A 22268-nucleotide genomic window follows, 5' to 3' on the forward strand; every position below is an offset into this window, starting at 1 on the left:
GCGCGCGCCGCGCGGTACGCAACACGGAACACGAACATGCAGACGATCCGCCTCGACGGACAATCCCTGACCCGCGACCGCCTGGTCGCGGTCGCCCACGGCGCCCCGGTCGAACTCGACCCGCGCGCGCTGGCCGCGGTGCAGCGCGCCGCAGACTTCCTCGCCGAGCAGGTGCGGCGGGAAGAGCCGATCTACGGCGTCTCCACCGGCTTCGGCAGCAACGCCGACAAGCTGCTCGGGGCGCACCCGCTGCGCGACGAACTGCCGGGCGCCACCCCCTCGGGCCGCTCGCTGCACGAGGAACTGCAGCGCAACCTGATCGTCACCCACGCGGTGTGCGTGGGCGAGCCGATGGCCGCCGACGTGGTCCGGGCGATGCTGTGCATCCGCATCAACACCTTGCTCAAGGGCCATTCGGGCATCCGCGTGGAGACGCTGCAGGCGCTCACCGCGCTGCTCAACGCCGGGATCGTGCCGGTGGTGCCGCAGCTGGGCTCGGTCGGCGCCTCCGGCGACCTGGCGCCGCTGTCGCACCTGGCCATCGTGCTGCTCGGCGGCGGCGAGGCCTTCCTCGAGGGCGAGCGGTTGCCCGGTGCCGAGGCGCTGCGCCGCGCCGGCCTGCAGCCGGTGTCGCTGTCGTACAAGGAAGGCCTGGCGCTGAACAACGGCACCGCGCAGATGCTGGCGATGGGCGTGCTGGCGCTTCACCGGCTGGAACAGATGCTGGATACCGCCGACCTGGCCGCGGCGATGACCATCGATGCCTTCGCCGGCCGCCTGGGCGCTTTCGCCGAGGAAGTGCATGCGCTGCGCCCGCACCCGGGCCAGGTCCAAGTCGCCGCGAACCTGCGCAACCTGCTGGCCGGTTCGACCCTGGCCGACATCGCCTACCACCTGGTGCCGAGGTTCCGGTCGTGGTTGCCGTCGAGCTGGGATACGCAGGAGTCGCGCGAGCTGCGCTTCGACATCGGCTGGGACTGGGTCCCGGCCGACCAGCGCCACGGACGCGAGAAGTTCTACCTGCGCTTCCTGCCGTTCCGCGGCGGCAAGAAGCACCAGCCGCAGGACAGCTATTCGCTGCGCTGCATCCCGCAGGTGCACGGCGCGGTGCGCGACGCCGCCGCCCAGGCTGCGCGCGTGCTCGACATCGAGCTCAATGCGGTCACCGACAACCCGCTGGTGTTCCCGGACAAGGCCGATGCCGAGTACGTGGAACAGCAGGTGATCTCCGCCGGCCACTTCCACGGCATGCCGCTGGCGCTGGCGCTGAGCTACCTCAAGGCGGCGATCCCGACCCTGGCCTCGATCTCCGAGCGCCGGCTCAACAAGCTGGTCGACCCGGCCACCAGCGACGGCCTGCCGGCGTTCCTGATCGGCAACGAGGACGGCACCGAGTCGGGGCACATGATCGTGCAGTACACCGCCGCGGCGATCGTCAACGACCTGGCCAGCCGCGCGCATCCGGCCTCGGTGTTCTCGGTGCCGACCAGCGCCAATGCCGAAGACCACGTGTCGATGGGCGCCAACGAGGCGCGCCACGTGCTGGCCATGGTCGAGGACCTGGGCAAGGTACTGGCGCTGGAGCTGTACACCGCGGCGCAGGCGCTGGACCTGCGCCGCGACATGATCAACGCCGCACGTGCGCTGGCGCGCCGCGCCGACGCGGCGGCGCTGGCGGCCAAGGTGCAGGGCAGCCCGGCCGCCGACGGCGCCGGCCGCGAGCGCTTCCTCGATGAAGTCGAGGCGCTGCGCGCGCAGCTGGCGCAGGCCGAGGCCTTCCACCCGGGCACGGCGGTGGCCGCAGCGCACGCGCGGATCCGCGCCGCGGTGCCGTTCCTGGAGCGCGACCGCGCGCTGGATGGCGAGGTCGCGGCGATGGTCGCCCTGGTCGCTTCCGGCGCGCTGCTGCCGGCGGCGGGAGCGGGCGCCTAGCCGTCCGCGACCCGCACCTGGTCGCGGCCGCCGGACTTGGCCGCGTACAGGGCGTTGTCCACCACCTGCAGCGCCTGGTCGGTGGCCAGATCCTCGTCGGCGCCGGTATCCACCGCATGCACGCCGATGCTGGCGGTGACGGTCACCGCCGGGCCGCGGGTGCGCATCGGCTCCTCGCGCAGCCGCATGCAGATCTCCTCGGCCAGGTCCCGCGCCTTGTAGATGTCCACGCCGGGCAGGGCGGCGATGAATTCCTCGCCGCCGTAGCGCGCCACCAGCGCGCCGTACGGATGCAGGATGCCTTCGACCACCCGCGCACTCCGGCGCAGGCAGTCGTCGCCGACCAGGTGGCCGTAACGGTCGTTGATGTCCTTGAAGTGGTCCAGGTCGACCATCAGCAGCGACAGTGGCTGCCCCTGCAGGCGCGCGGCCTCCAGCAGCGAATCGAAGCGCTCGCGGAACCAGCCGCGGTTGTACAGGCCGGTCAGTGCGTCGTGGCGGCTTGCCTCGCGCAGCCGTGCGTGCGCGGTCTCCAGCTGGGCCAGCGCGCTGCGCAGCTCGCCGGTGCGTTCCAGCACCTGCGACTCCAGCTGCAGCTTGGCCCGGCGCACGATCCGCTCGTTCTCGTTGCGCAGCGCCGCATAGCGATAGCTGAGCGCGATCGACAGCAGCAGCATCTCCAGCGCCGAGCCGATCTGCACCCCGTACACGGTCACGAACGACTTGGGCAGCAGGCCGAAGGCCAGCGCCGTGTACATGCCGGTGCCGAGCAGGAACATGCTCCAGGCCAGCAGGAACAGGCGCGCGGAGCGGTCGCCGCGGCGCATCGCCACCAGGGTCACGGTCAGGATCCAGCCGATGCTGAAGAACACCGAGGCGGCGGCCAGCGGGGTGGCGATGCGGTACGGCAACCAGAACGCGGCCGTGCCCAGCACCACGTAGAACGCGATTATCCCCAGCGAGATCCAGTTGCCCAGTGGCCATACCGCGCGCAGGCGCAGGAACACGCGTGCGAACTGCTGCATGCCGATCTGCGCCAGGCAGATCGACAGCGGCACCGACAGGTCGGCCAGCCACGGCGAGTTCGGCCACAGGTATTCGAAGCCCAGGCCGTTGAGCGTCATCAGCACCAGGCCGAAGGCGCTGAGGTGGAACAGGTACCAGAAGTAGCTGGCCTCGCGCAGGGCCAGCCACAGCACCAGGTTGTAGAAGAACAGCGCCAGCAGGATGCCGTAGTACAGGCCGATGCCGAACTGCGCGTCGCGCGAGATCTCGATGAACGCGGCCGGCGTGTACAGGGTCAGCGGCACCTGCATCGAGCTCTGGCTCTGCACCCGCAGCAGCACCTCGACCCGGCTGCCGGCCGGCAGGTCGAGCAGGAAGTTCGGATGGCGGTAGCTGACGCTGCGCGCGTCGAACGGCAGGTGGTCGCCGCCGGCCTGGTGCAGGACGCGGCCGTCGGGGTGGCGCAGGTACAGGTCGAGCCGGTCGCTGAGCGGATAGTCCTGCACCAGCAGCCAGTGCGGCTGGTCGGGGTCCGCGTTCTCCAGCACCACATGGAACCAGTAGGCACCCGGCTGGAAGCCGAAGGCGGCACCGGCGTCGGGCAGCGGCGCGAAGTCGCCTGCCTCCAGCTGCCGCCAGGCCTGGGTGGCGTCGATCGCGCCGGACTCGTCGTGCAGGTAGCGGGTATGCGGGCCCAGGGCCAGTTGCGGCTGGGCCGTGTCCAGCCGCGCAGGCGCCTGCGCCAGGGCCGGAATGGCGACGGCCAGCAGCAGGAGCATCCAGCCCCCTATCCAGATATTCCAGGTCCTCCAGTACTGCCGCTGCTCCATGCGCCCCCCGGAAGGTCCCTCCATGCTGACCGGCATGGACGGTACGCCGCAGTGTACCGGGCAGGCCAGGGGTTGACCCGGGTCGCTGACCGCTGGTCTAATGTGTTAACGCGTTAATACATTGGATCGACGGCCATGAAGCGGCGGATGCAGGGCAACGGCGGGGAGGCGGACGATCGGCTGGATGCGCTGGCCCGGGCGCTGGCGGCCCTGGACAACGCCGATGCGGTCCGCGCCTTCCTGCAGGACCTGTGCACGCCGGCCGAGCTGGAGGCGATGACCGACCGCTGGCGGGTGGTGCCGCTGCTGCAACAGGGCGTGCCGTACCGCGAGATCCACGACCTGACCCAGGTCAGCGTCACCACCATCGGCCGGGTCGCGCGCACGCTGGAGCGCGGCACCGGCGGCTATGCGCTGGCCCTGCGGCCAGACTTCCCCCCGGCCAGCGCCAAGGAAGCACGATGACTCCCCCCCTGGGTACCGCCACCCGCGACCGCCTGCGCATCGCGATCCAGAAGAGCGGTCGCCTGGCCGAACCGGCGCGCAGCCTGCTGGCCGCCTGCGGGCTGAGCTGGCGCGAGAGCCGCGACAAGCTGTTCTGCTACGGCGAGTCGCTGCCGGTGGACCTGCTGCTGGTCCGCGACGACGACATCCCCGGGCTGATCGCCGACGGTGTCTGCGACCTGGGCGTCGTCGGCCGCAACGAACTGGACGAGCAGGCCGGCGAACGCGCCCGCAACGGCCTGCCGCCGGCCTACCGCGAACTGCACGGCCTGGGCTTCGGCCAGTGCCGGTTGATGCTGGCGGTGCCGGAGGAGTGGGAGTGGCAGGGTCCGCAGCAGCTGCAGGGCCTGCGCATCGCCACCAGCTATCCGGCGATCCTGGCCGGCTGGCTGCAGCGGCAGGGCATCGACGCGCACGTGGTCGAGTTGTCCGGCTCGGTGGAGATCGCGCCGCGGCTGGGCACCGCCGACCTGATCTGCGATCTGGTCTCCAGCGGCGCCACGCTCGCTGCCAACCACCTCAAGCCGGTGGAGAACCTGCTCGACAGCGAGGCGGTGCTGGCCGGTCCGGCCGGCGGTTTCGACGACGCCCGCGCCGGCCTGGCGCAGATGCTGCTGCGCCGGGTCGACGGCGTGCTCCAGCTCAAGGACCGCAAGCTGCTGATGTTCAGCGCCGCGCGCGAGTCGCTGCCGGCGCTGGAGCGGCTGCTGCAGGACGCCGGCCCGCTGGTGATCGTGCCCACTCAAGGCGGGCCCGCCCAAGGTGGGTCCGGCCAGAACGGCGCGCTGTCGCTGCAGACCATGTGCGAAGGCGCGGTTAGCTGGCAGCAGCTGGAGGAACTGGAGCGCGCCGGCGCGCGCGGACTGATGGTGCTGACGGTGGAGAGGTCGCTGGCATGAGCGCCGATCCCGCCGACATCGCCGTGTCCGGCGCCGCCCGCGCCTGGAACCGCCTGGAATGGGCGGCGCTGGATGCCGCCGCGCGCGCGCAGGCGCTGACCCGGCCGGTGCAGATCGTGGCCCAGGCCACCCGCGAGGCCGTGGCCGACGTGCTCGGCGCGGTGCGCGCCCGCGGCGACGATGCGCTGCGCGAACTGACCGCGCGCTTCGACCGGGTCGAACTGGAGCGCTTCGAGGTGGCGGAGGCCGAGTTCGCCGCGGCCGAGGCCGTGGTGGCGCCGGAGCTGCGCCAGGCCATGCTCGACGCCGCGCAGCGCATCGAGGCCTTCCACCGCGCCGGCATGGCCGGCGGCTACGCGCTGGAGACCGCGCCCGGGGTGGTCTGCGAGCGCATCATCCGGCCGGTGCCGCGGGTCGGCCTGTACGTGCCCGCCGGCAGCGCGCCGCTGCCGTCCACCGCGCTGATGCTGTGCGTGCCCGCGCGCCTGGCCGGTTGCCGCGAAGTGGTGCTGTGCACGCCGCCGCGCGCCGACGGCCGCGCCGATCCGGCGGTGCTGGTGGCCGCGCGCCTGACCGGCGTCGGCCGGGTGTTCAAGCTCGGCGGCGCGCAGGCGATCGCCGCGCTGGCCTTCGGCACCGCCAGCGTGCCCAAGGTCGACAAGGTCTTCGGCCCCGGCAACGGCTACGTCGACGAGGCCAAGCGCCAGGTTGCCCGGTCCGGCGCGGCGGCGATCGACATGCCGGCCGGGCCTTCGGAAGTGCTGGTGATCGCCGACGCCGGTGCCGACGCGGCCTTCGTTGCCGCCGACCTGCTGTCGCAGGCCGAGCATGGCCCCGATTCGCAGGTGCTGCTGCTGTCGGACAGCGCCGCGCTGATCGACCGGGTCGAGGTCGAACTGGCCGCGCAGTTGGAGGCGCTGCCGCGCGCGGAGATCGCGCGGCGGGCGCTGGCGGCATCGCGGCTGGTCCGGGTCGAAACGCTGGAACAGGCGTTCGCGATCAGCAACGCCTATGCGCCCGAACACCTGATCCTGGCCTTGCGCGAACCGCGCGCGTGGCTAGACCGGGTGGAGGCGGCCGGCTCGGTGTTCCTCGGCGACTGGACGCCGGAGGCGCTGGGCGACTACTGCAGCGGCACCAACCACGTGCTGCCCACGAACGGTGCGGCGCGCGCCTGGAGCGGGGTCAGCGTGGCCAGCTTCCAGAACACGGTCAGCGTGCAGGCGGCCAGCCGCGAAGGCATCCGCGCCATCGGCCACTGCGCGGTCACCCTGGCGCGTGCCGAGCGGCTGGACGCGCATGCCAACGCGGTCGTACTGCGCCTGCGCGGAGCAGCGGCATGAGCGCGAGCGGTCAGGCAGCGGACGAGGCGCTGCTGCGGCTGGTCCGCGAGGACCTGCGCGGCTTCGCCGGCTACGCCTCGGCGCGCACCCACGACCTGCGCGGCGAGGTCTGGCTCAACGCCAACGAGAATCCCTGGGCCAACCCGGCCGATGCCGGCGGCGGCAGCCGGCGCTATCCGGAGCCGCAGCCGCCGGCGCTGCGCGAGGCGCTGGCACGGCTCTACAGCTGCCGCCAGGAGCAGCTGCTGGTCGGCCGCGGCAGCGACGAGGCGATCGACCTGCTGGTGCGCGCGCTGTGCGTGCCCGGCCGCGACGCGGTGCTGGTGACCCCGCCGGTGTTCGGCATGTACGCGGTCAGCGCGCGGCTGCAGGATGCACCGCTGCTCGAGGTGCCGCTGGTCGACGGTGAGGCCGGCTTCGAGGTGGACCTGGAGGCGGTCGCGCAGGCCGCCGAGCGCAGCGCAGCCAAGCTGGTGTTCCTGTGTTCGCCGTCCAACCCGACCGGCGGAAGCGTGCCGCTGGCCGGCATCGCCGCGCTGGCCGCCCGGCTCGCCGGCCGCGCGCTGGTGGTGGTCGACGAGGCCTACGGCGAGTTCTCCGACCAGCCCTCGGCGACCACGCTGATGGACGCGCATCCGAACGTAGCCGTGCTGCGCACCCTGTCCAAGGCGCACGCGCTGGCCGCCGCGCGCATCGGCGTGCTGGTCGCCGCACCGGCGCTGGTGCGCGTGCTGCGCGCCTGCCAGGCCCCATACCCGGTCCCCACACCGTGCGCCGAGCTGGCCGTGGCCGCGCTGTCGGACGAGGCGCTGGCCCGAACCACCGCGCGCGTGGCCCAGCTGCGCGGCGAGCGTGCCCGCCTGCAGCATGCGCTGGCCACGCTGCCAGGCGTGCGGCGCGTGTATCCCTCCGACGGCAACTACCTGCTGGTGCGCTTCGCCGACGCGAAAACCGCATTCGAGCGGCTGCTGGCCGCCGGGGTGGTGGTGCGTGACCAGCGCGCCGCACCGCAGCTGGCCGACGCGCTGCGCATCACCGTCGGCACGCCCGAACAGAACGACCGCGTGCTGGCCGCACTGGACGCGAAGGAAGCCGCCGCATGACGCCGATCCTCTTCATCGACCGCGACGGCACCCTGATCGAGGAGCCCGAGGACTTCCAGATCGACGCCTACGAGAAGCTGCGCTTCGTCCGCGGCGTGATCCCGGCGCTGCTGAAGCTGCGCGACGCCGGCTGGCAATTCGTGATGGTCTCCAACCAGGACGGGCTGGGCACCGAGAACTACCCGCAGGCCAGCTTCGACGGCCCCCACAACCTGATGATGCAGGTGCTCGAGAGCCAGGGCATCGTCTTCCGCGACGTGCTGATCGACAGCAGCTGGCCGCACGAGAACAAGCCCACGCGCAAGCCCGGCATCGGCCTGGTGCTGCCCTATATCCAGGACCGGAGCATCGACTGGAAGCGTTCGGCCATGGTCGGCGACCGCCCCACCGACAACCAGTTCGCCGACAACCTCGGCATCCGCGCGTTCCAGCTGAAGACCCCGCAGTTCGGCGGCGAGTGGGACTGGGCCGGGATCGCGCACGAACTGGCCGACGCGCCGCGCCGCGCCGTGGTTCAGCGCGACACCAAGGAGACCAGGATCCGGGTCGAGGTCGACCTGGACCGCGCCGCCGACCCGCAGGTCCACACCGGCCTGCCGTTCTACGACCACATGCTCGAGCAGATCGGCAAGCACGGCGGCTTCGCGCTGAAGGTCCATGCCGACGGCGACCTGCACATCGACGAGCACCACACCATCGAGGACACCGCGCTGGCCCTGGGCCAGGCGCTGCGCGAGGCGCTGGGCGACAAGCGCGGGATCGGCCGCTACGGCTTCACCCTGCCGATGGACGAGACCCACGCCAGCGCCGCGCTGGACTTCAGCGGCCGGCCGTACCTGGTCTACGAGGGCGAATTCCGGCGCGAGCGGGTGGGGGACATGCCGACCGAACTGGTGCCGCACTTCTTCCGCTCGCTGTGCGACGCATCGGGCATGAACCTGCACATCAAGGTGGACGGCGACAACGACCACCACAAGATCGAGGCCAGCTTCAAGGCGCTGGCGCGCGCGCTGCGCCAGGCCATCCGCCGCGAGGGGGCGGACCTGCCCTCGACCAAGGGAGCGCTGTGATGCGGGTGGCGCTGGTGGACGCGGGCGGCGCCAACCTGGGGTCGGTGTGCTACGCGCTCAACCGGCTGGGGATCGAGCCGGAGGTGACCGCCGATGCGGGCGCCATCCGCGCCGCCGACCGGGTGCTGCTGCCCGGGGTCAGCACGGCCGCGCAGGTGATGGGCCGGCTGCGCGAACTGGGACTGGTGGACACGCTGCGCGGCCTGGACGCGCCGTTGCTGGGCGTGTGCGTCGGCATGCAGCTGCTGTACGAGCGCTCGGAGGAGGGCGAGGTGGAGTGTCTGGGCCTGCTGCCGGGCGTGGTCCGCAAGCTGCCGGCGGCCCCGGGCATCCGAATCCCGCACATGGGCTGGAACGCCCTGCGCCGCATGCGCGACTCGACCCTGCTCGACGGTGTGGCCGAGGGCGCCAACGCCTATTTCGTGCACAGTTATGCGGCACCCATCACAGCCGACACCGTGGCCGCCACGGATCATGGCAGCCTGTTCTCGGCTGTGGTCCAGCGCGGACGCCTGTGCGGCGCGCAGTTCCACCCCGAGCGCTCTGCCGCCACCGGCGCGCGCATCCTGCGCAATTTCATCGAAATGGATTTCTGATGGGTTTCACCGTCTATCCCGCGCTGGACATCCGCAACGGCCGCGTGGTCCGGCTGGCGCAGGGCGACTATGCGCGCCAGACCGACTACGGCGACGATCCGCTGCCGCGCGCCGGCGCCTTCGCCGCCGGCGGCGTACGCTGGATGCACCTGGTCGACCTGGACGCGGCCAAGGCCGGCGGTTACACCCTGCTGCCGCTGCTCGCCGCGATCGCGCGCGGCACCGGCCTGCGCGTGCAGACCGGCGGCGGCGTGCGCTCGCGCGAGGACGTGGCCCGGATCCTCGATGCCGGCGCGGCGCGGGTGGTGGTGGGCTCGCTGGCGGTGCGCGAGCCGGAGACGGTGGTCGCGTGGCTGGCCGAGTTCGGAGGTGAGCGCATTACCGTGGCCCTGGACACGCGCCAAGACGCAGACGGCCGCTGGAAACTGCCGGTGCACGGCTGGACCGAGGACGCCGGCGCCGACCTCGACGGGCTGCTGCCGCACTACCAGCGCGCCGGCCTGCGCCACTTGCTGTGCACCGACATCGCCCGCGACGGCATGCTGTCCGGGCCGAACCTGGACCTGTACGCGCACCTGCACGCGCTGGCACCCGGCGTGGCGGTGCAGGCCTCCGGCGGCGTGCGCGACGCCGACGACGTGCGCAACGCGCGCCAGGTCGGCTGCGCCGGCGCCGTGCTCGGCCGCGCCCTGCTCGAAGGCCGGCTGGAGCTGGCCGATGCGCTGGCCCAGGAGGCGCTGCCGTGCTGAGCCGCCGGATCATCCCCTGCCTGGACGTGCGCGGTGGCCGCGTGGTCAAGGGCGTGCGCTTCCGCGACCACGTCGACATGGGCGACATCGTCGAACTGGCGCTGCGCTACCGCGACCAGGGCGCCGACGAACTGGTGTTCTACGACATCGGCGCCAGCCCGGAAGGACGCTCGGTCGACTATGCCTGGGTCGAGCGGGTGGCGCGGCTGATCGACATCCCGTTCTGCGTGGCCGGCGGCATCCGCGACGTGGAGACCGCGCGCGACGTGCTGCACGCCGGCGCCGACAAGATCTCGGTCAACTCGCCGGCGCTGGAGCGGCCGGCGCTGGTGGCCGAACTGGCCGACGCCTTCGGCGTGCAGTGCGTGGTGGTCGGCATCGATTCGGTGCGCGAGGCCGACGGCCAGTGGCGGGTGCGCACCAACACCGGCGACCCGGACAAGACCCGGGCGCTGCCGGTGCGCACCCTGGACTGGATCGCCGAGGCGCAGCGGCTGGGCGCCGGCGAGATCGTGCTCAACTGCATGGACAGCGACGGCGTGCGCCGTGGCTACGACATCGCCCAGCTGCGCCAGGCGCGTGCCGTGTGCGGCGTGCCGCTGGTCGCCTCCGGCGGCGCCGGCGAGATGGCGCACTTCGCCGAGGCGTTCGAGCAGGCCGACGTCGATGGTGCGCTGGCCGCCAGCGTGTTCCACGCCGGTACCATTCCCATCCCCGCCCTCAAGCGCTTCCTGCGCCAGCGGGAAATCGAGGTGCGCGATGCCTGAGCCTTCCACCGACGCGCCGCGCCTGCCGCGCAGCCCGACCCTGCTGCCCGAGTCGATGGACTGGGACAAGGGCGGCGGCCTGCTGCCGGCGATCGTGCAGGACGCCGACAGCCTGCGCGTGCTGATGCTCGGCTACATGGACGTCAACGCGCTGCGCGCGACCCTGGCCAACCGCCTTGTGACCTTCTACAGCCGCAGCCGGCAGCGGCTGTGGACCAAGGGCGAGACCTCCGGCCACGTGCTGGAACTGGTCTCAGTGGAAGCCGACTGCGATTCCGATGCACTGCTGGTGCTGGCGCACCCGCGCGGGCCGACCTGCCACCTGCAGCGGGCGAGCTGCTTCGACCACGCGCCGGCGCTTGCCGAGGTGCCGGTGGTCGTATCGGCCGACGTGGGTTTCCTCGGCGAACTCGACGCGCTGGTCGCCACCCGCGCGCGCGAACGGCCCGAAGGCAGCTACACCACCCGCCTGTTCGAGGCCGGGATACGCCGGATCGCGCAGAAGGTGGGCGAAGAAGGCGTGGAGACCGCGCTGGCCGGCGTGGCCCAGAACGATGAGCAGCTGCTGGGCGAGTCGGCTGATCTGATCTACCACCTGACCGTGCTGCTGCATTCGCGTGGCCTGTCGCTGGCCGATGCGGTGGAGGTGCTGGAGCAGCGACACAAGGGTTGAGTGCTGCCTGGCCGGGGGCAGCGCCACCGACGCCGACAGCGCGGTACCAGTGCCACCATCAACTCCGTCGTCCCGGCGAACGCCGGAACCCAGCGTCTTTGCATGTGTCTGGGCGGTCGCTGGAAGGAAAAAAGTCACTGGGTCCCGGCGTTCGCCGGGACGACGGTCGTGTGCGTGCAGCGCATCGGCCGCTCCGACGTTGCCGGACGGACGCCGACACGGCCTAGAATCCCCGGCGACCCACAACGGAGCCGCCATGTCGATCCGCCATCTGCCGGGAATCCTGCTGGCCTGCGTTGTCGCCGCGCAGGGCGCTGCCGCGCGCGCCGCCGATGCTTCAGGCGCCGATACCGCAACCGTCTCCGGCCATGTCCACCTGGAACGCGACGGCAGGGCCGGGCGCGATCCCAGCGAACCCGGGCTGCCCGGCGTGGCGGTCTCCAACGGCGTGGACATCGTCCGCACCGATGCGCAGGGACGCTTTCGCATCGGCGCGCGACCGGGCCAGGCGGTGTTCGTGATCAAGCCCGACGGCTACCGGTTCGTCGCCGGCGCCGACGGACTGCCGGCGTTCTGGCATCGGGTGCCGGCCGCCGCAGGCGCGGACGTCGACTTCGGCCTGCTGGCGCGAACCCGCCCCGTCGCGGCCGTGCCCGGATCGAAGGCGTTCGAGGCGCTGCTGTTCACCGACACCCAGGTCAAGAGCGAACGCGACGTCGACTACTACCACCGCGACATCGTCGCGCCGATCGTCGGCAGGCACCCGGCCGCACTGGGCGTGACCCTGGGCGACCTGGTCGACGACCAGATGCACCTGTATCCGGCGCTCAACGCGGTCACCGCGCAGCTGGGCGTGCCCTGGTTCCACGTGCCGGGCAACCACGACGTCGATCCGGGCTCGCCTTCCGACGAGGGATCGCTGGCCAGCTGGAGCGCGGTGTACGGCCCGGACACCTACGCGGTGGAGGAGGGCGGAGCGGCGTTCGTGTTCCTGGACGACGTGGTCGTGCAGCCGGGCCAGGGACCGGGCTACGTCGGCGGCCTGCGCGAGGACCAGTTCCGCTTCCTCGAGAACTACCTCGCCCAACTGCCGCACGAGCGCCTGCTGGTGCTGGGCATGCACATCCCGGTGTTCGACACCGGCGGCCGCCGGACCTTCCGCGCCGGCGACCGCGCGCGCCTGTTCGCGCTGTTGCAGGATCGGCCGCGGGTGCTGCTGCTCAGCGGCCACAGCCACGTCCAGCAGCACTACTGGCACGGCGAGGCCGACGGCTGGCGGGGCGCCGCGCCGCTGCACGAGTACAACCTCGGCGCGGCCTGCGGCGCGTACTGGTCGGGCGCGCCGGACGCCGAGGGCATCCCGGACGCGACCATGGCCGACGGCACGCCGAACGGCTATGCGGTGCTGTCGGTACAGGGCGACGGCGCATACGCGCTGGCCTACCATCCGGCGCGTCCGCCCACCGGCGATCCGGCGTTCACCGCGGCGATGGCGCTGCATGCGCCGCGCGCGCTGCGGCGCGGCGCGTATCCGGCCTGGGGCGTGTTCGCCAACGTGTTCATGGGCGATGCCGAGACCCGCGTCGAATACCGGATCGACGGTGGCCAGTGGAAGCCGATGCGGCGCGTGGAGCGCGCCGACCCGCGTCTGCTGGTCGAGAACGTGGCCGACGACCTGGCCCCGTCGTTGCGCGGCTTCGACCGTTCGCCCGAGGCGGTGCCGTCCACCCACCTGTGGCGCGGTGCCCTGGCCACCGACCTGGTCGCAGGGGAACACCGGGTCGAGGTGCGCGCCTTCGGCCGCTGGCGCGGCGAAGTGGTCGCATCCACCACCTACGTCCTGCAGGACGCGGCGGATTGAGGCAGGCAAGGCACTGCGAATCGATCTTTGTAGGAGCGGGCATGACCGCGACGCGACGCCGTCGGCACAGGCGACGCCCTGACGGTTCCGACGCTCGTGTCGCGGTCATGCCCGCTCCTACAAAAGGCGCGGCACGACGGTGCAGAAAAACGAAACGCCCCTTGCGGGGCGTCCGGAGATGTCCACGGCGGGCTGGCGATTGCTGGCTGGCGGTGGATTGCGTGGCTGGCGCGCGGTGCGTGCTGGCTACGTGGCGCGCAGTCTAGCCAGCGCCGCCGGGTGCCGTTCAAACGCGAAGCATTCTCAGCGCGAGGCGCGCGTGCTCAGCCAGGCGCCAGCCAGCAGCAGTGCCAGCGCCACGGCCTGCAGCGGATGCGGCTGCGCCCGGCCCGACAGCACCAGCAGCACGGTCGACAGCAGCGGCGCCAGGTAGGACAGGCTGCCGAGCAGGGCGATGTCGCCGCGCTTGGTGCCGTTGTCCCACAGCCAGAAGGCCGCGCCGGTGGGGCCGATGCCCATCGCCAGCAGCGCCGCCCACTGCCACGGCGTCGGCGCCACGGTGCGCTCGACCAGCAGGTGGACGAGCGCGCCGAGCAACGCGACGGCCAGGCAGGCCACGGTGATCGCCGCGCTGGGCACCTGCGCATGGCGCCGGTTGAGCACCGAATAGCTGGCCCAGACCACGGCCGCCGAGATCGCGGCCAGGTAGCCCGGCAGGTAGCCGGCGTCGACCTGCAGCCGCTGCCCGCCGGTCACCAGCAGGACCGCCGCGGCCAGGCCCATCAGGGTGCCGAGCCACTGCAGCGGACGGATCCGCACGCCCGGCAGGAAGCCGGCGAAGACCACGATCAGCAACGGCCACAGGTAGTTGAGCAGGTTGGCTTCCACCGCCGGCGCACGCTTGAGCGCGATGAAGTACAGCGCGTGGTAGCCGAACAGCGCGGCGGTCGACAGCGCCAGCGCCGCGGGCGGCTGGCGCAGTTCGGCCCAGCCGGCGTCGCCGCGCAGGGCGGCGCGCAGCAGCCCCAGCGTGCCGGCGACGGAGAAGGCGATGGCCAGCACCTGGAACGGCGGCAGGCCCACGGTGGCCACGGTGAGCAGGGCCAGCGAGGACCAGAGCAGGATCGCCAGCAGGCCGGCGAGGGTCGCCTTGCGCGAAGCGTCCATGCGGCGCGGGCCTACAGCGGCAACTCGATCTCGAGGAAGCTGGCCACGTGCGTATGCCCGTGCGCCGCATCGCCGTGGCGCGGTTGCGGGTAGTCCTCGAGCCGGTCGACCAGCACGGTGTGCAGCCCGGCCGCGCGCGCCGCGTCCAGTTCCTCGACCACGTCGGACAGGAACAGGATCTCGTGCGGTTCCACGCCGATGGCCGCGGCGATCCGCGCGTAGCTGTCCGCCTCGCGCTTGCCGCCGACCTCGGTGTCGTACCAGCCGGAGAACAGCCCGGTCAGGTCGCCGGCGTCGCTGTGGCCGAAGAACAGCTTCTGCGCCGGTACCGAGCCGGAGGAGTACACGTACAGCGGCAGCCCCAGCGCGTGCCAGCGCCGCAGGGTCTGCGCGGCGTCGGGGTAGATCGGCGCGGTGAAGTCGGCATTGCGGTAGCCGGCCTCCCAGACCAGTCCCTGCAGGGCCTTGAGCGCGGTGTGCTTGCGGTCCTGGTCGATCCAGCCCTGCAGCGTCTCCACGACCATCCCGTCCTGGCACAGGCCGCCGGCCTCGGTGGCGACCGCGTCGAGCCAGCGCCGCACCTCCGGCCGTTGCCCGTGCTCGCGGACGAAGCCGGGCAGGGCACGGCGCGCGTACGGGAACAGCACGTCGCGGACGAACGAGATGCTGCTGGTGGTGCCTTCGATGTCGGTGAGGATGGCGCGGGTCATGGGAGCCTGCAAAAACAGCGCCCCTCCGTGGAGGGGCGGGAGTCGGGTGCCGGGCGGCTCAGGCCGCTTCCGGCGCGTAGCGCGGGAACTTCTGCGCGATGTCGGTGCCGGTGAAATGCCCGACCCAGCCGTCCGGCTCGGTGAAGAAGCGGATCGCCACGAAGCTCGGCGACTCGCCCATGTCGAACCAGTGCTTGGTGCCGTCGGGCACCGCGATCAGGTCGTCCTTCACGCACTCGATCTCGTAGACCTTGCCGTCCACGTGCAGGGTGAACAGGCCCGAGCCGGCGACGAAGAAGCGGACCTCGTCCTCCTTGTGGAAGTGCTCGTCCAGGAACTTCTTGCGCATCTCGGCACGGTTGGGGTTGTCCGGGGCGATGCTGACGACGTCCACGGTCTTGAAGCCGCGCTCGGCCACCAGCCGGTCGATGTCGGCGCGGTAGGCGTCGATGACCTGCTCGGGCGTGGCGCCGGGCTCGATCGGCTGGCCGGCCTGCCAGCGCTCGAAGGTCACGCCGATCTTCTCCAGCTCGGCGGCGATGGCCTGCCCGTCGCGGCTGTCGAACAGGGGTTGGTCCGGGGCGTTGTCGTTGAAGATGCGCAGTCGGCTCATGGGGGTGTCTCCTGCGGTGGCGCGGAGGGCGCCGCGTGGATCGCCAAGGTTACCAGCTGCGGCCGGCGCCACTGATAACGCCGGCGCAACGGTGGCCGGCGCCGGTGGAATGAGCCGGGATGGCGGCCTCAGCCGCGCACGCCGAGCTTGCGCAGCTCGAGCTCGCAGCCGAACAGGAACTCGAATGCCTCCAGGTGCCGGCGGGCCTCGGCCATGGTCCGGCCCCAGGCGTACAGGCCGTGTCCGTCGATCAGGTAGCCCCACAGGCTCTGCCGGTCGAGCAGGGCGTCGACCTGGGCGGCCAGCACGTTCATGTCCTGGGTGTTGGCGAACACCGGCACGTCGATCGCGGCCTCGTGGGTGCTGTTGCCCTCGAACGCCTTGAGCAGCTCGTAGCCTTCCAGGCGGACGTGGCCGGCGCCCGCGTACAGGCGCGAGGCGACGGTCTGCACCAGCGAATGGGTGTGCAGCACGCAGCCGATGTCCGGGAAGCGCCGGTACAGTTGGGTGTGCAGCAGGGTTTCGGCGGACGGCTTGAGCGGCCGGCCCACCGCGCGCCCGTCGAAGTCGACGACCATGATGTCGTCCTCCACCAGCTTGCCCTTGTCGCGCCCGGATACGGTGATGGCCGCGTGCGCGCCATCCAGCCGCAGCGAGAAGTTGCTGCTGGTGGCCGGGGTCCAGCCCAGCTGCGACAGTTCGCGGACGTTGGCGATGATCGACTCGGCGCGCTTGCGCAGCAGGGCCGGATCGTAGGGCAGGGCCTTGTTCATGCCGCGCATCTTAGCCTGCGGGCGTCGCCGGCCGGCGCACGAAGCCGCGGTACGCCGCCCAGGCCAGCAGCGCGATCACCAGGCCACCGACCAGGGTCTTGCCCGGGGTGGAATAGACCAGCAGGCCGCAGGCTACCAGCGCGCCCATGCCGAGCACGCGCTCGCTGCGGGTCGAGGGCCGCTCCGGGGTGCCCAGCAGCAGGCTCAGGCCGGCGGCGGCGTAGGCCATCACCACCAGGATCACCACCATCTCGATCAGGATCTCGAACTGGCCGGACACGGTTGGCGACAGGGTCAGCACCGCCAGCAGGGTCATCGCCGAGGCGATGATGAACAGTCCCGTCCCCGCCGAGCCGTTGGCGCGCAGCCGCCCGAACACCGGCGGCAGGAAGCCGCGCTGGGCCGCGCGCGCGCCGGACTCGCCGGTCACCAGCATCCAGCCGCCGAGGGTGCCGGTCGCCTTCAGCGCGGCGGCCGCGGCGATCAGCGGGATCGCCCAAGGGCCGAACATCTGCCCGGCCACCAGCGCGAACGGCGCGCCGGAGTCGGCCAGGTCGGCCACCGGCACGATGCCCATCATCAGCACCGAGGACACCAGGTAGACCACGCCGGCGATGGCGATGCCGCCGAGGGTGGCGCGCGGCACGTTGCGGTCGGGGTCGTCGACCACGCCGGCGACCATTGCCCCGGTTTCCAGGCCGACGAAGGCCCAGAAGATCGGTGCCAGCGAGTGCATGACCACCGACAGGTCGGACCGGCCGGACACGTTCCAGGCGGCGCGGTAGAGGTCCGGGTCGAAATGCGCCCAGCCGGCGGTGAGGATCAGCGCCACCGGCAGCAGGCCGAACACCACGCACAGCGACTGGAAGCGGGCGATCGGCCGCGGCCCCAGCAGGTTGAGCGCGAACATCAGCCAGATCAGCGCGATCTGCCCGCCCAGGCGCACGCCGGGGCTGTCGTCGATCGGCAGCAGGATCACCAGGTAGCCGAACGCGGCCACGGCGATGGCGTTGTTGCCGATCCACGACGATACCCAGTACATGGTCGTGGCCAGGAAGCTGGCGTCGCGGCCGAGCGAGGGCCGCACGTAGTCGTCGGGCGACTGCAGGTCGGGGTGGTGCCGGGCCAGGCGGGCGAAGGCGCCGCCGAGCATCATCGCCAGCACCGTGCACAGCAGCCAGGCCAGCGCGGTCACGCCGCCGGACTTGGCCAGCGTCGCCGGCAGCAGGAAGAACCCCGAGCCGATCATGTTGTTGGCGACCACGAAGGTCGCCAGGACCGGACCGATCTTGCGTGCGGTGGTGACGCTCATCTGCGCTTGTCCCGGGAATGGAAGCGAAGCGGCCGGCGCTGGGGCCGGCCGCGTTGCGGGCTGCAGGGGTCAGCCGCGGTTGCGCAGCTTGCTGTGCCGGTAGCCGTAGGCGAAGTAGATGAGCATGCCGAGGATGGTCCAGCCGACCATCAGGTACCAGTGGTCGCGGAACGGCTGCCAGAACAGGTACAGGCACGCGGCGGCGCCGAGCGGGGCGATCAGCCAGTACAGCGGCACGCGGAACGGACGCGGCAGGTCCGGGCGCGTGCGGCGCAGCACGACGATGCCGATGCAGACCGTGGCGAAGGCCAGCAGCGTGCCCATCGACACCAGCTCGCCGAGCAGGCCGATCGGCAGGAAGCCGGCCAGCAGCGAGGCGAAGATGCCGACCAGGATCGTGCCCACGTACGGGGTCTGGAACTTCGGGTGGACCTTGGCCAGGAACTTCGGCAGCAGGCCGTCCTTGGACATCGAGTAGAAGATGCGCGGCTGCGCCATCAGCATCACCAGGATCACCGAGGACAGGCCGGCGATCGCGCCGATCTCGACGATGTACTTGAGCCAGGCCAGCGACGGGTAGGTCTCCAGCGCGGTGGCCACCGGCTTGGGCGTGCTCAGCAGCGTGTAGGGCAGCAGGCCGGTCAGGACCAGGGCCATCACGATGTAGATGATGGTGCAGATCACCAGCGAGCCGAGGATGCCGATCGGCATGTCGCGCTGCGGGTTCTTGGCCTCGCCGGCGGCGGTGGAGACCGCGTCGAAGCCGATGTAGGCGAAGAACACCACCGAGGCGCCGCGGATGATGCCATCGATGCCGTACTTGCCCGGGCCCTCGTTCTCGGGAATGAACGGGGTCCAGTTCTCGGGGTTCACGTACTTGGCGGCGAAGGCCACGAACAACACGATCACCGTGACCTTGATCGCCACGATGATCGAGTTGACGAAGGCCGACTGGGTGATGCCGACGTAGCACAGGCCGCTGATCGCGGCGATGATCGCCACTGCCGGCAGGTTGATCAGGCCGCCGGTGTGGACGATGGCGCCGTCGACCACGTTCAGCGGCGCGGCTGCCAGCGAGGCCGGCAGGCCCAGGCCGAGTTGGGTCAGCAGGCTGTTCAGGTAACCCGACCAGCCCACCGCCACCGTCGAGGCGGCGAACATGTATTCCAGCACCAGGTTCCAACCGATGAACCAGGCCACGAACTCGCCCAGGGTCGCGTACGAGTACGAATAGGCGCTGCCGGAGACCGGCAGCATCGCCGCGAACTCGGCGTAGCACAGGCCGGCCAGCGCACACGCAATGCCGGCGATGACGAAGCTCAGCACCACCGCCGGGCCGGCATGCTCGGCCGCGGCATGGCCGCTGAGCACGAAGATGCCGGCGCCGATCACCGCGCCGATGCCCAGCAGCACCAGCTGGCGGGCAGTCAGGGTGCGCTTGAGCGTGGCTTCGCCCTGGAGGCTGCCCTCGACCGGCTCGCCGGCGTCTACGTGGCCGGCCGGTTCGACCGGCTTGACGATGAATAGACCCTTGGACATTGCGTGGTTTTCCCCGGAAAGCGGCCGTCCGATGCGCCTGATGGTGATGGTTGCCGCTGTCGCCCCCGGCGGACGGCCCAAGCGCCGTACCTTGCCAAAGCGGCCCGGGGATCACAAGCGTGGCCGGTCACGCTGGCGGATAATGCGCACCTTCCATGGTGCAAGGCAGCAACAGGCGAGGAATCGATGCATGACGCGGCACTTGCCGGCGCATTGGCCGAATATCGGCAGCGCTGGTGCGAGGAATCGGAGACGGTCGACGCCTTCCTCGCCCTGCTGGCCGATCCGTGGCCGCCCTTCGTCCGCGAGCGCCTGGCCGGGCATTTCACCGGTTCGGCCTGGGTGGTCAGCGCCGACGGCCACCGCACCCTGCTGACCCACCACCGCAAGCTCGACCGCTGGCTGCAGCCGGGCGGCCATGCCGACGGTGATGCCGACCTGGCCCGGGTGGCGCTGCGCGAGGCCGAGGAGGAGACGGGCGTGGCCGGCCTGCGGCTGGAGGACGGGGCGATCTTCGATCTGGACCGGCACTGGATCCCGGCGCGCGGCGAGGTGCCCGGACACTGGCACTACGACGTGCGCTACGTGGTGCGGGCGGGAACGGACGAGTGTTTCGTGGTCAGCGAGGAGTCGAACGACCTGGCGTGGCGGGAGGTCGCGGCCGTCGCCGCCGATCCGTCCAGCGACGAATCGATGCGGCGCATGGCTGGCAAGTGGTTGGCGCGGGGCTGACCCCCTGCCGCGCCCCGCTGTTGTAGGAGCCGGGTTCAGCCGGCGACAGGGCGTCGGGAATACTGAGGAAGTCGCCTGTGCCGAGGTGGCGTGTCGCCGGCTGAAGCCAGCTCCTACAAAGGCCCAAGAGGCGCGCCGGCCTGGCTCAGTACAGCACCCGCGTCCGCAGCGTCCCCGGGATCGCCGCCAGTTCCTCGCGCAGCGCCGCGCCCTGGGCCTCGTCGGCGGACACGTCGATCACCACGTAGCCGACCTTGGGGTCGGTGCGCAGGAACTGGCCGTCGATGTTCAATGCGTGGCGGCTGAAGATCTCGTTGATCTTCGACAGCACGCCCGGCACGTTGCGGTGGATGTGCAGCAGGCGCAGGCTGTCCTCGTGTCCGGGCAGGGTGACCTCGGGGAAGTTCACCGCCGACAGGGTGCTGCCGTTGTCGCTGTAGCGGACCAGCTTGGCCGCCACCTCCACGCCGATGTTGTCCTGCGCCTCCAGCGTGCTGCCGCCGACGTGCGGGGTCAGGATCACGTTGTCGAATTCGGTCAGCGGCGAGACGAAGGCCTCGCTGTTGCCCTTGGGCTCGACCGGGAACACGTCCACTGCCGCGCCACCGACCTGGCCCGAGCGCAGCGCCGCGGCCAGCGCGTCGATGTCGACCACGGTACCGCGCGAGGCGTTGATCAGGTGCGCGCCGCGCTTCATCGCCGCGATCTGGGCGGGGCCGAACATGTTCTTCGTCGCCGGAGTCTCCGGCACGTGCAGGGTGACCACGTCCGAGCGCGCCAGCAGGTCGCCCAGGCTGGACGCCGGGCGTGCGTTGCCCAGCGAAAGCTTGGTCTCCACGTCGTGGAAGATGACGTGCATGCCCAGCGCCTCGGCCAGTACGCCGACCTGGGTGCCGATGTGGCCGTAGCCGATGATGCCCAGGGTCTTGCCGCGCACCTCGTGGCTGCCGGCGGCCGACTTGGACCAGCCGCCGCGATGGCATTCGGCGTTCTTCTGCGGGATGCCGCGCATCAGCAACACCGCCTGCGCCACCACCAGCTCGGCCACGGAGCGGGTGTTGGAATAGGGCGCGTTGAACACCGGGATGCCGGCCAGCTCGGCCGCGTCCAGGTCGACCTGGTTGGTGCCGATGCAGAAGCAGCCGACCGCGATCAGGCGTTTGGCCTCGGCCAGCACGTCGGCGGTGAGGTGGGTGCGCGAGCGGATGCCGACGATGTGCGCCTCGGCGATGCGCGCCTTCAGTTCGTCCTCCGGCAGCGACTTCTCGTGGAACTCGATCTGGCTGTAGCCGGCGGCGCGGAAGGTTTCCACCGCGGTCGGGCTGACGCCTTCCAGCAGCAATACGCGGATGTCCTGCTTCGGGTACGAGGTCTTCTTGGGCGACATTCGCGTCGGCTTCCGGTGGAACGTGGCGGGAGCCGCGAACTATGCCAGATGCGATGCCGGTTTTCCGCACTGCGGCATGGGGTTTTCGCGGATATGGCGGAACACCGTGTGCGGCGATCCGGGGCAATGCACGCGTGGCGAAAGTTGCCGCTGAAACGGGATGTACGGGGAGGCAGTGGGGAGTCGAAGGTGACGGATCGAAGCCGTGCCCGATTTAAAGCCAAAGCCGAGCAGGGCGCTGGCTTCGGGCTGAGCCGCGGCGGGCCGGGAGTATTGCGGTCGTCTCGACGGCACATCCATGTGCCGACTCGCCGACGTGGCCATCCCTGGCCACTGCCGCAATACTCCCGGCCCGCCACGTCTTCGGGAGCTTTGGGGTCGTGGCTCCGTTCACAGACGATGAGCAGCGCACGGCTTTTGTAGGAGCGGGCATGACCGCGACCCGACGCCGTCGGCCCAGGCGACGCCCCCGTGATTCCGACGCCCGTGTCGCGGTCATGCCCGCTCCTACAGAAGCAGCGTCGTGGGTTTGCCACCTCCCGGTCGGGGAGGGGGGCCTTTGCCGTTGCTCGTCCGATCGAAGCCACGCCCTCAAAGCTCCCGAGGCCGTCGTGCCCAGGGGGTCTGGCGCAAGCAGCACAGGGATGTGCTGCGGTCGCGACTCGGAGGCAGGACGCCGCAGCGGAGCGATGCGCCAGACCCC

Annotated in this window: 20 protein-coding genes; 12 read left to right on the plus strand and 8 right to left on the minus strand. The window is 71.3% G+C overall.

Translation table 11 applies throughout. The features are described 5' to 3' along the window. The first annotated feature begins 36 nt into the window (after positions 1 to 36). Positions 37 to 1932 (plus strand): HAL/PAL/TAL family ammonia-lyase, encoded by a 1896-nt coding sequence (locus WQ53_RS14165; protein WP_052633355.1) that lies wholly within the window; start codon positions 37 to 39, stop codon positions 1930 to 1932. On the opposite strand, the gene WQ53_RS14170 is transcribed toward WQ53_RS14165, so the two are convergent. After that, positions 1929 to 3716, minus strand: coding sequence for a sensor domain-containing diguanylate cyclase (locus WQ53_RS14170; protein ID WP_052633356.1), 1788 nt, complete (start codon positions 3714 to 3716; stop codon positions 1929 to 1931). The genes WQ53_RS14165 and WQ53_RS14170 overlap by 4 nt on opposite strands. Positions 3717 to 3902: 186 nt before the next feature. On the opposite strand from WQ53_RS14170, the gene WQ53_RS14175 reads away from it, so the two are divergent. From WQ53_RS14175 to WQ53_RS14220, 10 genes are all read left to right on the plus strand, one after another. Continuing rightward, entirely contained in the window at positions 3903 to 4232 is a 330-nt protein-coding gene (locus WQ53_RS14175) for a YerC/YecD family TrpR-related protein (RefSeq protein ID WP_052633357.1), read from the plus strand. Next, positions 4229 to 5170 carry an ATP phosphoribosyltransferase gene (gene hisG, locus WQ53_RS14180; protein ID WP_052633358.1) on the plus strand — a complete coding sequence of 314 codons (942 nt, stop codon included), beginning with the start codon at positions 4229 to 4231 and terminating at the stop codon, positions 5168 to 5170. Before WQ53_RS14175 ends, hisG begins: the two co-directional genes overlap by 4 nt. Next, complete coding sequence (hisD, locus tag WQ53_RS14185) at positions 5167 to 6513, plus strand: histidinol dehydrogenase (RefSeq protein ID WP_052633359.1); 1347 nt, start codon at positions 5167 to 5169, stop codon at positions 6511 to 6513. Before hisG ends, hisD begins: the two co-directional genes overlap by 4 nt. Further along, positions 6510 to 7616: a histidinol-phosphate transaminase gene (hisC, locus tag WQ53_RS14190; protein WP_052633360.1), complete on the plus strand. Its 1107-nt coding sequence runs from the start codon at positions 6510 to 6512 to the stop codon at positions 7614 to 7616. The genes hisD and hisC overlap by 4 nt, the downstream gene beginning before the upstream one ends. Beyond that, positions 7613 to 8686, plus strand: a complete 1074-nt coding sequence (hisB, locus tag WQ53_RS14195) for a bifunctional histidinol-phosphatase/imidazoleglycerol-phosphate dehydratase HisB (RefSeq protein ID WP_052633361.1) — start codon at positions 7613 to 7615, stop codon at positions 8684 to 8686. The genes hisC and hisB overlap by 4 nt, the downstream gene beginning before the upstream one ends. Then, positions 8683 to 9282 (plus strand): imidazole glycerol phosphate synthase subunit HisH, encoded by a 600-nt coding sequence (gene hisH / locus WQ53_RS14200; RefSeq protein ID WP_144409336.1) that lies wholly within the window; start codon positions 8683 to 8685, stop codon positions 9280 to 9282. The genes hisB and hisH overlap by 4 nt, the downstream gene beginning before the upstream one ends. After that, the gene (hisA, locus tag WQ53_RS14205) at positions 9282 to 10031 is read left to right on the plus strand and encodes a 1-(5-phosphoribosyl)-5-[(5-phosphoribosylamino)methylideneamino]imidazole-4-carboxamide isomerase (RefSeq protein WP_052633363.1); all 750 of its coding nucleotides are present in this window, start codon (positions 9282 to 9284) and stop codon (positions 10029 to 10031) included. The genes hisH and hisA overlap by 1 nt, the downstream gene beginning before the upstream one ends. Continuing rightward, the gene (gene hisF / locus WQ53_RS14210) at positions 10025 to 10798 is read left to right on the plus strand and encodes an imidazole glycerol phosphate synthase subunit HisF (RefSeq protein ID WP_052633364.1); all 774 of its coding nucleotides are present in this window, start codon (positions 10025 to 10027) and stop codon (positions 10796 to 10798) included. Before hisA ends, hisF begins: the two co-directional genes overlap by 7 nt. After that, a complete protein-coding gene (gene hisIE, locus WQ53_RS14215) occupies positions 10791 to 11471 on the plus strand; it encodes a bifunctional phosphoribosyl-AMP cyclohydrolase/phosphoribosyl-ATP diphosphatase HisIE (protein ID WP_052633365.1) in 681 nt (226 codons plus the stop codon). The genes hisF and hisIE overlap by 8 nt, the downstream gene beginning before the upstream one ends. A gap of 256 nt (positions 11472 to 11727) precedes the next feature. Further along, positions 11728 to 13332 (plus strand): calcineurin-like phosphoesterase C-terminal domain-containing protein, encoded by a 1605-nt coding sequence (locus tag WQ53_RS14220; RefSeq protein WP_052633366.1) that lies wholly within the window; start codon positions 11728 to 11730, stop codon positions 13330 to 13332. A 303-nt stretch (positions 13333 to 13635) separates the two neighbouring features. Here WQ53_RS14220 and yddG read toward each other — a convergent pair whose 3' ends face one another. From yddG to WQ53_RS14250, 6 genes are all read right to left on the minus strand, one after another. Next, on the minus strand, positions 13636 to 14499 hold the full coding sequence (gene yddG / locus WQ53_RS14225; RefSeq protein ID WP_052633367.1) for an aromatic amino acid exporter YddG: 864 nt from the start codon (positions 14497 to 14499) through the stop codon (positions 13636 to 13638). Positions 14500 to 14510: 11 nt separating this feature from the next. Then, positions 14511 to 15209, minus strand: a complete 699-nt coding sequence (gene mtnC, locus WQ53_RS14230; protein WP_052633368.1) for an acireductone synthase — start codon at positions 15207 to 15209, stop codon at positions 14511 to 14513. 58 nt (positions 15210 to 15267) lie between these two features. Further along, complete coding sequence (locus WQ53_RS14235; RefSeq protein WP_052633369.1) at positions 15268 to 15822, minus strand: 1,2-dihydroxy-3-keto-5-methylthiopentene dioxygenase; 555 nt, start codon at positions 15820 to 15822, stop codon at positions 15268 to 15270. Positions 15823 to 15950: 128 nt separating this feature from the next. Then, positions 15951 to 16595 (minus strand): methylthioribulose 1-phosphate dehydratase, encoded by a 645-nt coding sequence (locus WQ53_RS14240; RefSeq protein ID WP_052634107.1) that lies wholly within the window; start codon positions 16593 to 16595, stop codon positions 15951 to 15953. Between the two features lie 10 nt (positions 16596 to 16605). Next, positions 16606 to 17907, minus strand: coding sequence for an amino acid permease (locus tag WQ53_RS14245; protein ID WP_052633370.1), 1302 nt, complete (start codon positions 17905 to 17907; stop codon positions 16606 to 16608). A 69-nt stretch (positions 17908 to 17976) separates the two neighbouring features. Further along, positions 17977 to 19446 carry an amino acid permease gene (locus WQ53_RS14250; RefSeq protein ID WP_052633371.1) on the minus strand — a complete coding sequence of 490 codons (1470 nt, stop codon included), beginning with the start codon at positions 19444 to 19446 and terminating at the stop codon, positions 17977 to 17979. A 186-nt stretch (positions 19447 to 19632) separates the two neighbouring features. Here WQ53_RS14250 and WQ53_RS14255 point away from each other — a divergent pair, with 186 nt between their 5' ends. Next, positions 19633 to 20178 (plus strand): NUDIX hydrolase, encoded by a 546-nt coding sequence (locus WQ53_RS14255; protein WP_052633372.1) that lies wholly within the window; start codon positions 19633 to 19635, stop codon positions 20176 to 20178. Positions 20179 to 20323: 145 nt separating this feature from the next. On the opposite strand, the gene serA is transcribed toward WQ53_RS14255, so the two are convergent. Continuing rightward, a complete protein-coding gene (gene serA / locus WQ53_RS14260; RefSeq protein ID WP_052633373.1) occupies positions 20324 to 21565 on the minus strand; it encodes a phosphoglycerate dehydrogenase in 1242 nt (413 codons plus the stop codon). Positions 21566 to 22268 lie beyond the last annotated feature (703 nt).

Origin of the sequence: Pseudoxanthomonas suwonensis, from assembly GCF_000972865.1 — a bacterium.
In the GTDB taxonomy this organism is placed as follows: Bacteria; Pseudomonadota; Gammaproteobacteria; order Xanthomonadales; family Xanthomonadaceae; genus Pseudoxanthomonas; species Pseudoxanthomonas suwonensis_B.

What these genes read in the sequence shown, in the direction of transcription:
- WQ53_RS14250 (WP_052633371.1), bottom strand. Translation starts at nt 19,446, where the DNA reads ATGTCCAAGGGTCTATTCATCGTCAAGCCGGTCGAACCGGCCGGCCAC.
- hisD (WP_052633359.1), top strand. Translation starts at nt 5,167, where the DNA reads ATGAGCGCCGATCCCGCCGACATCGCCGTGTCCGGCGCCGCCCGCGCC.
- serA (WP_052633373.1), bottom strand. Translation starts at nt 21,565, where the DNA reads ATGTCGCCCAAGAAGACCTCGTACCCGAAGCAGGACATCCGCGTATTG.
- hisB (WP_052633361.1), top strand. Translation starts at nt 7,613, where the DNA reads ATGACGCCGATCCTCTTCATCGACCGCGACGGCACCCTGATCGAGGAG.
- WQ53_RS14255 (WP_052633372.1), top strand. Translation starts at nt 19,633, where the DNA reads ATGCATGACGCGGCACTTGCCGGCGCATTGGCCGAATATCGGCAGCGC.
- hisG (WP_052633358.1), top strand. Translation starts at nt 4,229, where the DNA reads ATGACTCCCCCCCTGGGTACCGCCACCCGCGACCGCCTGCGCATCGCG.
- WQ53_RS14240 (WP_052634107.1), bottom strand. Translation starts at nt 16,595, where the DNA reads ATGAACAAGGCCCTGCCCTACGATCCGGCCCTGCTGCGCAAGCGCGCC.
- WQ53_RS14175 (WP_052633357.1), top strand. Translation starts at nt 3,903, where the DNA reads ATGAAGCGGCGGATGCAGGGCAACGGCGGGGAGGCGGACGATCGGCTG.
- WQ53_RS14235 (WP_052633369.1), bottom strand. Translation starts at nt 15,822, where the DNA reads ATGAGCCGACTGCGCATCTTCAACGACAACGCCCCGGACCAACCCCTG.
- WQ53_RS14220 (WP_052633366.1), top strand. Translation starts at nt 11,728, where the DNA reads ATGTCGATCCGCCATCTGCCGGGAATCCTGCTGGCCTGCGTTGTCGCC.
- yddG (WP_052633367.1), bottom strand. Translation starts at nt 14,499, where the DNA reads ATGGACGCTTCGCGCAAGGCGACCCTCGCCGGCCTGCTGGCGATCCTG.
- WQ53_RS14170 (WP_052633356.1), bottom strand. Translation starts at nt 3,716, where the DNA reads ATGCTCCTGCTGCTGGCCGTCGCCATTCCGGCCCTGGCGCAGGCGCCT.
- hisC (WP_052633360.1), top strand. Translation starts at nt 6,510, where the DNA reads ATGAGCGCGAGCGGTCAGGCAGCGGACGAGGCGCTGCTGCGGCTGGTC.
- mtnC (WP_052633368.1), bottom strand. Translation starts at nt 15,209, where the DNA reads ATGACCCGCGCCATCCTCACCGACATCGAAGGCACCACCAGCAGCATC.
- hisA (WP_052633363.1), top strand. Translation starts at nt 9,282, where the DNA reads ATGGGTTTCACCGTCTATCCCGCGCTGGACATCCGCAACGGCCGCGTG.
- hisIE (WP_052633365.1), top strand. Translation starts at nt 10,791, where the DNA reads ATGCCTGAGCCTTCCACCGACGCGCCGCGCCTGCCGCGCAGCCCGACC.
- WQ53_RS14245 (WP_052633370.1), bottom strand. Translation starts at nt 17,907, where the DNA reads ATGAGCGTCACCACCGCACGCAAGATCGGTCCGGTCCTGGCGACCTTC.
- WQ53_RS14165 (WP_052633355.1), top strand. Translation starts at nt 37, where the DNA reads ATGCAGACGATCCGCCTCGACGGACAATCCCTGACCCGCGACCGCCTG.